The organism is Streptococcus sp. oral taxon 431 (assembly GCF_001553685.1).
GTDB lineage: Bacteria > Bacillota > Bacilli > Lactobacillales > Streptococcaceae > Streptococcus.
This window is the reverse complement of the sequence record NZ_CP014264.1, coordinates 1,229,114-1,242,410: the sequence shown is the minus strand read 5'-3', so window position 1 is coordinate 1,242,410 and position 13,297 is coordinate 1,229,114. Positions and strand designations below refer to the sequence as shown.

Genomic DNA, 13,297 nt, shown 5'->3' with positions numbered 1-13,297 from the left:
CGACGAAACGATACGGTAACAGCGAACCGCCGAGTGTGCATCTTTGCTCGTAAAAGCATAGAAAGCTTGGTATGAATCAATAATGAAAAGCCTTGATTGTAAGGCTTTTTTGTGTTTTTGTGATAGAATATAGGTAGTTATAATCGAGAGCAACTAAGAAGCAGTAAAAAAATATTATACATAGAATAATCAGGATTAGGAAGATAAAATGGCAGAAATTGACAAAAAGAATTTTAAAAATTATCTTTGTTTTACATTTGGAATTTCTTATATAGCTTGGGGGCTTCTTGCCATCTTTACTCAATCTCACATTTTGGGATTAGAAACATTTATAGGGAGAATGTTACATATAGTAGGTGCACTTGGTCCAGCTATTGCAAGTGGCTTTTATTTGAATAGTAATAATATAAAATTTAAACATTTTATATTTAATAAAAGAAAAAATAGTAGTATTTATTTCATTATTCATTTGTTAGCAATTTTGATACTATTTTCTGTATCTTCCTTAGAATTAAATGGAGTATCAATTTATCTGATGCCACTATTCTTTATTCAATTAATTTTTTTGGTGGTGGACATGAAGAATTAGGATGGAGAGGAATATTACAACCATTACTTGATAAAAAATATACTTATTGGCAATCTAATTTGATTGTAGGTTCAATCTGGGGAATTTGGCATCTGCCTTTATGGTTTATAGTTGGAGAAAGTCATCAAGGATTTCCTTTTATTTTATTTTTTATATATACATTATTTTTAAGTTTTGTTTTAGGGCTTCTTTATCGTCAAACGAAATCTGTGGGGTACTGTCTATTATTTCATGCGTTCGCAAATTTGTTAAATCTCTATTTTGTGTTAAAAATTAATCTTATTTTTATTATCATTTTTATTGCTTATTTAATTTATACAATATTTGCGAGTAATAGAATTAGTAAGGAAAAAATTTTTAAATTTTAGAAAAGGAAATGCGTTATTGAAAGTAATGATTGGCTATTTAGATAATCAATGTTAGAGAATTTTCTGTTTGATGCGGTATCGCTGCTTGTTCAAACTGATTAAACAAGGATGTAGCTAGTAAAAGTCCTACAGTAAGGAGTTTAAACATGAAATACCATGAATTTGGTGATAAGAATTTGCCTCCTATTTTACTGATACATGGTGGTGGCAGTTCTTGGTGGAATTATCTTCGTCAAGCACGAATCTTGTCAGAAGAATACCGTATTATTCTACCCACTTTGAATGGCCACGGCGAGGAATATCAACTTGATTATGTTTCAACTGAAGATTCTGCTTTGGAGATTCTAGACTATATCAAAGCAAACTGTGGTGGTAAATTGTTTGCGATTGGTGGTGTTTCACTTGGTGGTCAAATTGCCATGGAGCTTTTGTCCTTAGACAGCGAGATAGCTGAGAAAGCCATCATAGACGGAAGCCTCTGTATTCCTCAACCAAGGTTGGCTAAAATAAGCATCTTTCTAGTATCTCTATTTGGTAAACTAATGTTTAGTAAATTCTCTTGCAAACTTCAGTTAAGCATAATGAACAAAATATATCCTAAACTCGCTTATCCAGAGGAAATAAAAGATTATTATTTGGAGGATCTGCCAAGGATGCCTATCAAAACATTAGTGACCATTTATAAAACCTATATGGGGCGTTACAAGCTCAAGGACACGATTTCTGCAAGCAAGTCGCAGGTTCTGTATATCTATGGTGAAAAAGAATCGAACTATGTGAAAGAGTCAGCGAAATTATTTCATCAGCTACATTCAAATACAATTTTGTATGAAGCAAAGGGCTATAACCACGGCTATTTATCGGCTTACCTGCCTCAAGAGTGGGTTGATTTGGTGGTACCATTTTTAAAGAGCAATCCATTGGAAATCTGATATGCTGTAAGGAGGAATCTCATGCTAGGAGCAATTGTGGGAGATATTGTTAGTTCAGTTTATGAATGGAACAATATTAAAACAAAGGATTTTCCCTTGGTTAGGGACGACTGCTTTTTCACAGATGATACGATTATGATAGGAGCTGTTGATGGTAAAAACGTATAAACCTGTGAACGAAAGTGATTTAGAAAAGCCTTGTTCTCAAGGCTTTTTCTTATATTAAAAATTGCAATCGAAAAGTAATCAATTTAAACGATAATATGATTCATACAGATTGTTAAATATTGAACTAATATAACTGTTATGCTATAATATAAACAGATGAAACAGAGATAACAGTTGGATAATTAGGAGGATATGGAGTGTGAATATACAAATTAATAATTCAAATGATGATCCGATTTATTTGCAGATAAAAAATCAAATAAAGGCTCAGATTATTTCGGGAGAATTAAAGGTTGGCGAGCAATTGCCATCAATCAGATTTTTGGCAAAAGAACTTCGAGTGAGTATGATAACTGCTAAAAGAGCTTTTGATGAACTGGAACTTGATGGTTTCATTAATTCAGTTCAAGGTAAAGGTAATTTTGTTGCGGCTCAGAACAAAGAGCTTATTCGAGAAGAATATTTGAAACGAATCGAATCAAAGATGCAAGATATTGTTGAGCTTTCAGCAATTGCAGGTGTATCCAATGATGAGTTGGTAGAGATGTTTAGTAGTTACATGGAGGGGAAATATGAGTGATTATGCTATTGAAATCAAAAACTTGGTTAAAAAGTTTGATAGCTTTACATTAGGACCGATAGATTTGTCTATTCCTAAAGGGACTATCGTCGGATACATTGGTCAAAATGGAGCAGGTAAAAGTACAACTATAAAATTATTGTTAGGATTACTTAAGAAAGATTCAGGAGAAATTAAAATTTTAGGTTATGATAATCCTAACAGTATTGAATTGAAAGATAAAATCGGAGTAGTGTTTGATGACTTACTAGTACCAGAAGAGATGACACTTGTTGATTTGGAAAAATTTTGTTCCAGGGTTTATTCAAAGTGGGATAGAGATTTTTTCTATCAACTAAAAAAGAAATTTAATTTATCAGAAAAGCAGTTTATTAAAAGTTATTCTCGTGGAATGAGAATGAAATTATCGATGGCAGTAGCTTTATCTCATAATGCAGACATTCTTATATTGGATGAAGCTACGAGTGGTTTGGATCCAATAGTAAGGGAAGAAATTTTAGATTTTCTTCTTGACTTTATGCAAGATGAAAATCATACAATTTTAATATCGTCACATATCCTATCCGATTTAGAGAAGGTAGCAGATTATATTGCTTTTATCAATGATGGTAAAGTTCTTTTTGTTGAACCAAAGGATGAACTCAAGGAAAACTATGGTATCTGTACTTTATCTAATGAAGAAGTTAAAGATCTTAATGTGGAAGCCATAATTGGGAGAAGGATACACTCATTTGGACAAGAGTTACTTGTTAAAAGAAATCTTGTTCCGGATGAAATAAGATTACAAAAACCATCTATCGAAGATATTATGATTTATTTTGTGAAAGGAGATAAAAGATAATGACTGCATTGATATTAAAAGATATAGCTACTTTAAAGAAAACACTACTATTATCGATTACTCTCTGTATTGCACTCGTTGTGTATGGGGTATATGAAAATGAAATTTTTATGATACCGCTTATTTGTACAATGATACCGTTAATTTTAACTGCTATCGCTTTTGGTTATGATACGAAATCGAAGTTTGAACAATTTGCCTTTTCAATGCCTATTAAAAAGAGTAGCTTTGTATTGAGTAAATTGTTTTTTGCATTTGTGTTTGGGCTATTCGGTTCAGTATGTTTATTTGTTCAATTGGTAATTAAAAGTGAGATGTCGATAGATAATATCATATTTATCTCACTAATTACATTACTTGCAAGTGTTTTGATATCAGCTATTCAACTACCGTTTATCCTTAAATATGGTGCTGAAAAAGGTAGGCTGATTATGGTTATATCCTACTTTACAGTCTTTGCTCTATCTAGTCTTTTAAAAGCAAAATCAGATTTACTGACTAATGTTGTGGAGTTCTTCTTAAACAATTCGAGGGTAATGATTTTTCTTGGAATAGTCTTTGTCAGTATTGTTATCATAGGAATGTCTATAAAAATATCTATTTTAATTATGGAGAAAAAAGAATACTAGAGAAGTTGAGAGTGGATTATAAAAACTTAAAAGGAGGAATCTTATGCTAGGAGCAATAGTTGGAGATATTGTAGGTTCTGTTTACGAATGGGACAATATTAAAACCAAGGATTTTCCATTATTTCGTGAGGATTGTTTTTTCACTGATGATACGGTTATGACCTGTGCTGTTGCAGAAGCAATTATGAATGGCGGTCAGAAGGATGACTTTATTGACGCTATGAAGAAATATAGTAGGGTGTATCCAGATGCAGGTTACGGTGCAAGATTTAGTAATTGGGTTGATGGCGACGATCGTGAACCATATAATAGTTTTGGCAATGGCTCAGCCATGCGTGTTTCTCCATGTGCTTGGGTCATGGATTGTGGCTTCTGTGCCAGAACAGGCACTTGGCCTTCTAGTAGAAATCTCGCGCGTCTCTCTGCAGAGGTGACTCATAATCATCCAGAAGGTATCAAGGGAGCTATGGCAACCGCTGATGCTATCTTTATGTGTCGCTTTTACTTTGGAGGTTACTGTGGGGATTATGAACAACCAATCAATGATAACCCTATAGAGTGCAAGAGACGCATCAAGGAATACATAGAGCAAGAGTATGGATATAATCTTTCTCAAACACTAGATGAAATTCGTCCTACTTATCGTTTCAATGAAACTTGCCAGAATACGGTACCTCAAGCCATCATTGCCTTTCTTGAAAGTACAGACTTCGAAGATGCTATCAGAAATGCTATCTCTATTGGTGGGGATAGTGATACTCTTGCTGCAATCACAGGAAGTATCGCCGAGGCAGCTTATGGAATTCCTGAGTGGATTAAGGACAAGGCCTTTAGCTATCTAGATGAGCCTTTGAAAGAGGTGCTTAGACGATGGGAGAAAGAAGTTTCGATATCATAACGGATACTAACTAGTCAGTATTAAACTCTGAAAAATAAGATTAAGGAAGTTGAGCAAATACTAGGGTAAAGAGTTATCACCTTTTGAGAAGAAAAGGCAGAAACAAACTTAACCAAATAATGAGCTTGACCACTGAAAAATAGCAAAGCGACGAGATAAGAAACAATCTCGTCGCTTTTTCTTTAAAGTTAATGTTGCCATGGATTCATGTTGCTCTATTCAGTTATTTACTCAGATTTTTGTTTATTCAAGAGGAGGATACAAGTCATTACTGCAATACAAGATACCAGAATTAAATACCATAGATTTTCAAGTCGAAGCCCTTTATCTAATATCAAACGGTATCCCCAATAAGCTGGGAAAACTCGCCCTAATATTTGGAGAAAATCGGGTAGTAAGCTAATAGGAAACATAATCCCCGAAAGCATAATTGAAGGTAAAAATACAAGTTGCGCTATCATAGTCAGCTTTGCTTGGTTTTTTAAAGTAAGCCCTAGTAAACTACCAATACATAATGACACAATCATGTAGATGGACAGCGCAAGAAAGAATAAGGGAAGTTGTGTCGGCAGACTTGCTTCAAATAAAATAGGGGCCAGTAGCAGGATCAAAATGCTGGTCATCATCAAATGGACAAAAGCCGAGAGAACCATAGTTAGCAATCCTAAATAAATAGGTACTCCATTTGCATTATAAATTTTTTTAATGTCGCTTCCATAAATTTCAACTAATGAAGGGGGCAAGCCAAGAAAGGCTCCCATTGAGACACTCATGACTATCATAGATTGTATGAGCGTACTTCCCATCTCAGGCATAACGGAAGTAAAAATACCACCCATGATAAGAAAGAAAACAAGCGGTACAATATAGAAAGTAACCAAGAGAGATTTGCTTCGTATATCTAATTTCCACTGTAATACTAAACTATATAGAAAACAGTTCATTCTGATTCCCTCCTTGCCATTTTGATGAAATGCTGTTCCAAGGTGCCACGATCAACCTTAATATCCAATATCTGGATTTTTTTCTGCTTGCATTCATTCAATAATGAAATTAAGGTATCCTCAATATTAGTCGTTTCAAAAGACTTCTCTGCTTCTTGAGTCTTCAAATGGATATAATATCTTCTTCCAACCTTGTCTGTCAGTTCTGAAGGAGTGCCACAAAAGACAATCTTTCCACTGTTCAAGATAGCAATGCGGTCACATAAGGTCTCAACTTCAGCCATATCATGACTTGCTAAAACGATTGTTTTCCCTTGTGATTTAAGCTTTCGTATTTGTTCGTGGAGGGCTAGTCTTGCTTCAACATCAAGTCCCGCTGTCGGTTCATCAAGGAAAATAATATCGGGATTTCCGATAAGTGCAAGTGCGAGATGTAGTCTTCTTTTTTGTCCTGTGGATAATTGCAGATATTGTGATTTCTCAATTTCTTTTATTTTCAGAGCTTTAAGCATATTATCATCAATTTTTGTTTGATTCCATTTCGCAAAGAGCTTTATCGCTTCCATAGGTTTAATATGAGCAGGCAAAGAAGATGACTGCAATTGAATTCCCATTTTGCCGTTTACAACAATAGTGCCTCCATCATATTTTCTCAGTCCTTCGATACATTCAAGCGTTGTTGTTTTCCCAGCACCATTCACACCAAGTAAAGCGAAAATTTCTCCCTTTACGATTTGAAAATTAAGACCTTTTAGGACCCCATGACAGCCGTAATTTTTATTTAGTTCACGAACCTCTATTGCGTATTTCATGGCTACACCTCCTCAAAGGGATTGGTTCCAAGTCTTGAAAAATAAACTTTCAAAGCGGGCTCTAAATATGAGTTAACGATTTTTTGCTTTTCCTCCCAAGCGTTAGTAGCGATATCAATATTACCGACTGCCATCAACTTCGGAAGCATAGTCATATCTCCATTTGTAAACTCCATGATCAAGCTCCAGTATTCTTGTACAACTTGTTGGCACTGTTCACTTTCAGCTGGCACCTTTTCTTTTTGGAGACGCACAATCTCATCACTTAGGCGATTAAATCTGTCCATAAAGTCTAGTCCGCTTTTCTTGTCAAATCGACTGCGTATGTGATCCAGCGTATCATCATCAAAACGTTTAATCAGAGAGTAAGATTCATTCTTCATTTGTAAATTGACAATAATATCTGCATACTTTTTAAAGTCAACCGTCTGTATTTGTAAAACTTCAACTTTTAACTGCTCTATTTCTGACAATGATGCCTGAAGCTGTTCTATTTTTTGGCGAATATCATCTGCTTGCTCTGTAAGAGCATTTGCAACTTCAGCTGGAGTTTTCAAAGAGTTCAAACGCCCCTTTATGTCCTTCAGAGAAAAACCAAGTGATTTCAAGGATATAATCTGATGAAGCACGACTAGATCTTTATCGGTATAAAGCCTACGTCCCCCCTCACTTTCTGCAGATGGAGAAAGCAATTCTTCTTTATCGTAGTATTGTAGAGTACGGACTGTAACTCCCATTTTCTTTGCGACTTCCCCAACTGTCATAAAACCTTCAGGGATTGCTCTGAATTTTGCCATTATTCTCACCTCCTAATATATATTATACATCATGACGCAAGGTCATGAGCAAGCGCTTTATAAAAATTATAGATTAACGATTTTTCTATCGACCTCATACAGTTAATATAATTAAAAATGCTTGTAGAAACACCTATTTTAAGATGACAAAAAGGAGTTGAAAGAGAAGTCCCAAAACAATTACTTGCATTTAGTATATCTTTTTGCTTTGTTCAATGATTGGTGCTATAATGTAGTTGAAAAGTAAAGAAAATATAGGAGATATATGATGAAATCAACTTATATTATTGTATTTTTTCTTGTCCTTTGGCTCTTGCTTTTTGTTGGATTTATGATTGTATATAGCAATAGAAAGAAAAAAGCTGTTAGCTTTGTTAGTGATAATAGTGATAAAGCTGTTGTTCATTTATACTGTTCAAAAACTAAAATTAACGGACAGAATCTTGCTGACTTTAATCCAATAACTGGAGAAAACCTAGAAAAGGTAGTTGCTTTAGTTCAAGGGAGATATACAATTGAGGGCGTTTATAAAACGACTGAGACTCGACTGAATCAAACAATCAATATCAAATCAGAAAATATCAGTATGGCTCTTGACTTGGAGGCTGGGAACACCTATTCAATAGCTATGTACCTATACTCTCCTGAAGAAAGACAAGAGTATGAGAATGGCAAAACTGATGAAGTTGTTTTGAGTGTTCCGTTAACCATTGTCGTGGGTAGTGATTTCATCAAAGCATACATTATTTGCTACAAAGAAAAATGATTATCTAAGAGGCTGGGCTTAAGTTTGTTACTGGCCTCTTTTCTAAAATTAAGTCAAGCTATGAGCAGCATCATTTTGTCAAGTAGGCTTGCTAATTAATCCAAGTTTATGTGGGAGATAAATATTATGAAAAAGAGTACCTATAATCTATTAACTAAGATTCCTATATACGGAGTTTTATTAAAATAATCGAGTAAAGGTGAGATGAGGCTATGCAGTCCATTCCTTCAAGATTTGGCGGAAGAAGGGGTTAGACCAATTGAAATTTATGAACTTCTAGAAGAGAAATATCCAGGTGAAGTGGTAACAAGAGATCGTTTTTATGAAGGTTATAATAAAATACTTGAATTAAAGTTTAAGAAGTAGATTGACAAAATTTAATGTCTTACTTTTATTTTTCAACAGTAGTACCACCTGAGAATGAGTAATAACGTAAAAATGATCAGAATTAATAGAAACAGTTAAGATTAGAGGATGATAGATGGTTATATTGGAATTGTACCAAAACAATTATTCAAAAGATTTAGTCGCTTTTGATTCTTTAGAAGAAGGGAAAGCCTTTGTAGCTCAAATCCCTGGCTATACGTTAGAAACAGAAGATGGGTTTGAAGTGGAATTTTTTAATCCTACAAACTTGCCGGATTATATGGAGATTGTCTTCAATGGAAATATTGTCCCTTTATCTAGATTCTCGTTTGAACCCGAAGAAAATGTGGACATTATTTGGAAAGAGATTTCGAATCTATCGGTTAAAAACGATAAAGTGATTGAAGGAGCTACAAAAGTCGATGCCTATGTCGTTAATAATGATGAAGTCAAAGCTTATATCGAAGCAAGAGAAATCAAGTATCATCAGGCAAAAGACTTTTTAGAAGGCAGTGGATATGGAGTCGACAGAAGCTATTTTGGAAGTGAAGACGGTGAGGCGATTGTCTACAGAAAAAAATGCACTCAAGATTGGCATTTCTTGTGTCACTTAGACCCGCTGTTTGTAGAGAATGAAGATGTAGAAGGATATATTAAAGAAGCAATGGAAGATATTCAATAGTCACTCAAAGTTCCTTGTGAGTGTATGATACTACTTGCGTAGGCAGCTTGAACAGTAAAGGAAAACCTCTAGCACTATCTGCTTTCTTAAGGAGAAAGGGCATTATGAAAATGGAAATCGGGAAAACCTATCTAGTGAAAAATGATATTTTCATTTTTAAAAAAGATGAACTCTGGACCTTAGTTGATAAGGGTTATCAGGCTTATTTTGGTGAACATAATTTCGTATTTGTCAATGATGATAAAGTGAAGGTAGTTGCAGTTTTACAAGGTGGTTCAGAGGAAGAAATGCATATTTACCATCATCTGGATGACTATTTTGAAGAAGTTACTCATGAAAATTTCTGAAGAAGGTGAGCTGCAAATTGAAAATGCTTGCTTTTAAAAAGTTTACTGAAATATTTTTGTGGGAAATCATAATTTTTTATATATTTAGTGAGAAAGATAATGGATAAAGAATTTTATATGACACCAAATTCTAAAGAAAGCAATCTTGTCCTGAAACAGGCTTTGAAGGAACTAATCGAATATATGTATAAAAAGAATATAATAGCAGGTTTGTTAGAGGATGATATGGAAAGTCATTCCTTTGAGGATCTTGTTCTTTCTTTAAGGGATAAACTTAAAGAATGCTATCCTAAAACTAAGCTCAAACGAATGATGAAGAGCATCCATTATGCGAATGGTTTTGAAGATAAATCTTTAAAAGAAAGTGCTTTTCTCTTGGATGAGATTGAACAGTATCTTAGTAGCAATCGTTTTCTTGATCATGATCAAGCGGTCAAGTATTTTAATGACAGAATTACAGCTGATGGTTTTGAAATCAATCCCCAATCTCTAGTTTTAATCGTGATTGAAAGTTTGCATAGCTGAGAGAAGCTGTATAGGATATTGAGAAAATATGCGTAATGATAATAAAAGAGAAAGGTATAGCTATGTCTTATGATTTAGTAGTATTTGAGAAATCAATCGCACCAGCTAGTAAAGCTGAATTTTTAGAATGGTATGAGGAGCAAGTGGAGTGGAAGGAAGACCACGATTATGATTCAATTGAAGTTAGTTCAAGCAAACTAAAAAGTTGGTTTCTGGACATGATAAAACTATTTCCTCCTATGAATGGTGACTTTGATTTGGATGATGCTTTAGAGAATGACCAAGAGCTGGAAAGTCGTTTTACTGACTATAGTATTGGTAAGAATTTTATCTATGCAGGATTTGTATGGACACAAGCAGAAGCAGCATATAATACAATGCTCATGTTAGCCTTAAAACATGATGTGGGATTTTTTGATGTCAGTGGTACTGGGGCAATTATCCTTTCTGAAACTATCAAGTTAGATTAAAAGATGAGCCAGGTTAGTTCTTAGGAGATTTTATGATTTCCATAGCTGCCAAGCATATGTATTTATTAACCCTTTTACATGGAATTAATTTTGGGATAGACGTCCTTACAGCGGCTATTCTGATTATCAAAAAGATCTAGACTGAAACCAAGCTGAAAGCCATCTGGTTCAGTCTTTTTTCTGTTAATGTAGTATAATAAAGGGTGTAGGAATTCTATTTTTTAATAGGATTTTTCCAAGTTAAGATTAGTTATTTTATGGAGTCAAAAGCTAGATCAGAGGTGAGAAAGTTGACTGAATTTGAGAGCTTATTTCTTCAAATAATCGAATATTCGAATCAGGTTATAGCTGAAAATTATCAAGAATATGCGGAGTTAGGGTATGATCTTTTAAGGAAAATCCATCATCTAGGTATGAAGGAGACACAAGTTTATGAGAGATTTTTTACATACTATGACAGCTTACAAGATGGAATGATAAAAGAGTGGTTTGCAGAAATGCTAGACTATATTTCTGGCTGGTGTCATTCAGAAAAATATCTTTGGAATCATCAGGAATAAGGGAGACCAGATTAGTAAATTGCAGCATTGGTAGTTGAAATTGATTTTGCATAAGATATAGGAGTTAGCTATGTTTAATGACAGTTTTATTTGGGGGCGTCTTTTCATCCCCCTTATCATGATTTTCGTCTTAGGATTGATGGTATTCGTTCATAGACGTCAGGTTTTTAAATATTTATATATCGTGAATATTTTTTTGTATCTAGTTGCGATTATTACTTATTTTATTTTAGAAAATCATCCAGTCGGCCAACCATTTCCATATCCATGGATGATAGTTATTCCGTTTGTTTGGGCAATATCTATTTTTCTAGCTTTTGGATTATCGTTCGCGTCTCTTAGTGCTTTTGTCATTGAACAGGCACAAAGGCATATCTGGGCAAGGATTATCATTGGTTTAGTTGTTCTAGCAATTATGATAGCTATCGCGATAGGTATATACTATTTTATAGAGATTATTAGAGTTATAGGTTACTTTTAATTTTTAGTCAGTTTCTAATGGTAAACATGTAGAAAGAGGAGCAATATGAAGCAATCACTTGAATTTTTAAGAGAAAGAATCACCGATAAGATGCCCTTAGAGGAAATGGTAGCAATCTTTGAAGACTTGTGTCGTGAGCCTATTGAGGATGAGATGATTTTATTTGAAACAGGGACATTTACAGCTATATCTGATAAGCCAATGTTTCAACTATCCTTAGTAAGATAAGCTCCAAATGAAGATGAAGAGTTTTATCAAGTTCACCTTGATATTTTCTATGAAGCAAGTCAAGAGAATGAAATATTTCATGAATCAATCTGGGATGAAGATTTAGAGGAAAATATTTTTGATTACATTAGAGCTTCAGAGGTGTTTGCCTATGCTAAAGAACAGGAATACCAAGCGGTCAAAATTTATCTGGAAGAAACTTAAGAAAAGGTAGTAATATGTTTCATTTTTTTAAGAAAAAAACACACAAAAAACTTGAAATCAATCTTCAAAACAATTCAATGATTATTAACGGAACTAGCTTAGCTTTTCCTTTGTCCTTGAAAGATATTGAAGCTGCTTTGGGGAAGCCTGACCAGGTTGTCAAAAGAGATAATAAGTTTATTAAATACATTTATGACAATACTGGTATTGTATTTGAACATTCTTTCTCAATTAATAATCATTTAAAAAAATGTAAGACCTACATTGATGAGGAACATTTGATTTCTACAGTTTTCCTCTACTATGGCGATTTTGTAAAATCTATGACTGGAGAGAAAGAATTACCAAAGCAACCATGTCAAGCTATGGTATTATCAGATGGAAAATCTCCTTATTTCTTTTCTGATAGGCATAGAGTAGGGGATTTTAACCTTATTTTATGGACCCCTTACGGAACGAATTTTAATGGAATTGCAGAGACCATCACTGACACACTTTCTATTTCCTACTTTCCAGAGATTAAACATGAACGGGAAAGCTACAAGTTAAAAGAAACTGACGAAGAACTGCTACACTTTGACAATATAAATTTTAAACTAACTATTATCCAAGTTTTGATGTATGATTTACGAGTACTGAAACCCTACTTTGACATCTATGATTTTGCGGAAGAATTTAGTGAAGAGGAAATCGACACAGAAAGTATAGAGATTATTCAGCCGGCACTTGAATATATGATAAATCTTCCTATACCTAAGAAATATGCTGAACAAGTTCAAGAAATCGATATGGACGGAGGTAACGAGATTTATATGAATCTGATACCTCAGTGGGACGGTGAAGATGAGACCTTTGATCTTAATGAAGTAGGTGTGGAAGAATTAAGACAGTTTCCGAACTTGGAAGAAGCAACCATCATGAGCAGCAATTTCAAACAAGTCAAAGCAGTTTTTGATGAAGCTGGCATTGATGTAGAGTTGTTGTAAAAACTTAGTACAGGGGAACCATCGTTTTATTTAATAAAACAAAAAATCGAAATCTAAACAGATCTTATATGTTTGTAACCGCTTTTTTCTGCTATAATATTACTAGATAGAAATGTGGGAGTTT

General features: G+C 34.0%; 16 protein-coding genes and 3 pseudogenes. 16 read left to right on the top strand and 3 right to left on the bottom strand.

Features of this window, described 5'->3' with window-relative positions:
• Positions 1-208: 208 nt before the first annotated feature.
• From AXE83_RS05870 to AXE83_RS05845, 7 genes and pseudogenes are all read left to right on the top strand, one after another.
• A pseudogene (locus AXE83_RS05870) lies at positions 209-957 on the top strand (CPBP family intramembrane glutamic endopeptidase).
• 146 nt (positions 958-1,103) lie between these two features.
• Positions 1,104-1,889: an alpha/beta hydrolase gene (locus tag AXE83_RS05865; protein WP_060955766.1), complete on the top strand. Its 786-nt coding sequence runs from the start codon at positions 1,104-1,106 to the stop codon at positions 1,887-1,889.
• 21 nt (positions 1,890-1,910) lie between these two features.
• Positions 1,911-2,039 (top strand): annotated as a pseudogene (locus tag AXE83_RS10620) (ADP-ribosylglycohydrolase family protein); the annotation flags it as partial.
• Positions 2,040-2,256: 217 nt separating this feature from the next.
• Positions 2,257-2,637 carry a GntR family transcriptional regulator gene (locus AXE83_RS05860; protein ID WP_060955765.1) on the top strand — a complete coding sequence of 127 codons (381 nt, stop codon included), beginning with the start codon at positions 2,257-2,259 and terminating at the stop codon, positions 2,635-2,637.
• Complete coding sequence (locus tag AXE83_RS05855; RefSeq protein ID WP_060955764.1) at positions 2,630-3,478, top strand: ABC transporter ATP-binding protein; 849 nt, start codon at positions 2,630-2,632, stop codon at positions 3,476-3,478. The genes AXE83_RS05860 and AXE83_RS05855 overlap by 8 nt, the downstream gene beginning before the upstream one ends.
• The gene (locus AXE83_RS05850; protein ID WP_060955763.1) at positions 3,478-4,107 is read left to right on the top strand and encodes an ABC-2 transporter permease; all 630 of its coding nucleotides are present in this window, start codon (positions 3,478-3,480) and stop codon (positions 4,105-4,107) included. Before AXE83_RS05855 ends, AXE83_RS05850 begins: the two co-directional genes overlap by 1 nt.
• A 43-nt stretch (positions 4,108-4,150) precedes the next feature.
• Complete coding sequence (locus AXE83_RS05845; RefSeq protein WP_060955762.1) at positions 4,151-5,005, top strand: ADP-ribosylglycohydrolase family protein; 855 nt, start codon at positions 4,151-4,153, stop codon at positions 5,003-5,005.
• Between the two features lie 227 nt (positions 5,006-5,232).
• On the opposite strand, the gene AXE83_RS05840 is transcribed toward AXE83_RS05845, so the two are convergent.
• Genes AXE83_RS05840 through AXE83_RS05830 form a run of 3 tightly spaced genes read right to left on the bottom strand, consistent with a single transcriptional unit; the run spans position 5,233 to position 7,558 of the window.
• Entirely contained in the window at positions 5,233-5,949 is a 717-nt protein-coding gene (locus tag AXE83_RS05840) for an ABC transporter permease (protein WP_060955761.1), read from the bottom strand.
• Positions 5,946-6,761 carry an ABC transporter ATP-binding protein gene (locus AXE83_RS05835; protein ID WP_060955760.1) on the bottom strand — a complete coding sequence of 272 codons (816 nt, stop codon included), beginning with the start codon at positions 6,759-6,761 and terminating at the stop codon, positions 5,946-5,948. The genes AXE83_RS05840 and AXE83_RS05835 overlap by 4 nt, the downstream gene beginning before the upstream one ends.
• A 2-nt stretch (positions 6,762-6,763) precedes the next feature.
• Positions 6,764-7,558: a MerR family transcriptional regulator gene (locus AXE83_RS05830; RefSeq protein ID WP_083500994.1), complete on the bottom strand. Its 795-nt coding sequence runs from the start codon at positions 7,556-7,558 to the stop codon at positions 6,764-6,766.
• A gap of 268 nt (positions 7,559-7,826) precedes the next feature.
• Here AXE83_RS05830 and AXE83_RS05825 point away from each other — a divergent pair, with 268 nt between their 5' ends.
• The 9 genes and pseudogenes from AXE83_RS05825 (at position 7,827) to AXE83_RS10610 (ending at position 13,173) form a co-directional block, all read left to right on the top strand.
• On the top strand, positions 7,827-8,324 hold the full coding sequence (locus AXE83_RS05825) for a hypothetical protein (protein WP_060955759.1): 498 nt from the start codon (positions 7,827-7,829) through the stop codon (positions 8,322-8,324).
• A gap of 481 nt (positions 8,325-8,805) precedes the next feature.
• Positions 8,806-9,372 (top strand): hypothetical protein, encoded by a 567-nt coding sequence (locus AXE83_RS05815; protein ID WP_060955758.1) that lies wholly within the window; start codon positions 8,806-8,808, stop codon positions 9,370-9,372.
• Between the two features lie 104 nt (positions 9,373-9,476).
• Positions 9,477-9,719 (top strand): hypothetical protein, encoded by a 243-nt coding sequence (locus tag AXE83_RS05810; protein ID WP_060955757.1) that lies wholly within the window; start codon positions 9,477-9,479, stop codon positions 9,717-9,719.
• Positions 9,720-9,818: 99 nt separating this feature from the next.
• Positions 9,819-10,244: a hypothetical protein gene (locus AXE83_RS05805; RefSeq protein WP_083500993.1), complete on the top strand. Its 426-nt coding sequence runs from the start codon at positions 9,819-9,821 to the stop codon at positions 10,242-10,244.
• 62 nt (positions 10,245-10,306) lie between these two features.
• On the top strand, positions 10,307-10,714 hold the full coding sequence (locus AXE83_RS05800) for a hypothetical protein (RefSeq protein ID WP_060955756.1): 408 nt from the start codon (positions 10,307-10,309) through the stop codon (positions 10,712-10,714).
• Positions 10,715-11,004: 290 nt separating this feature from the next.
• Positions 11,005-11,274 carry a hypothetical protein gene (locus AXE83_RS05795; RefSeq protein ID WP_083501023.1) on the top strand — a complete coding sequence of 90 codons (270 nt, stop codon included), beginning with the start codon at positions 11,005-11,007 and terminating at the stop codon, positions 11,272-11,274.
• 70 nt (positions 11,275-11,344) lie between these two features.
• Entirely contained in the window at positions 11,345-11,755 is a 411-nt protein-coding gene (locus AXE83_RS05790; protein ID WP_060955754.1) for a hypothetical protein, read from the top strand.
• 45 nt (positions 11,756-11,800) lie between these two features.
• Positions 11,801-12,187, top strand: a pseudogene (locus AXE83_RS05785) (hypothetical protein).
• Positions 12,188-12,264: 77 nt separating this feature from the next.
• The gene (locus tag AXE83_RS10610; RefSeq protein WP_223299853.1) at positions 12,265-13,173 is read left to right on the top strand and encodes a DUF6892 domain-containing protein; all 909 of its coding nucleotides are present in this window, start codon (positions 12,265-12,267) and stop codon (positions 13,171-13,173) included.
• Positions 13,174-13,297 lie beyond the last annotated feature (124 nt).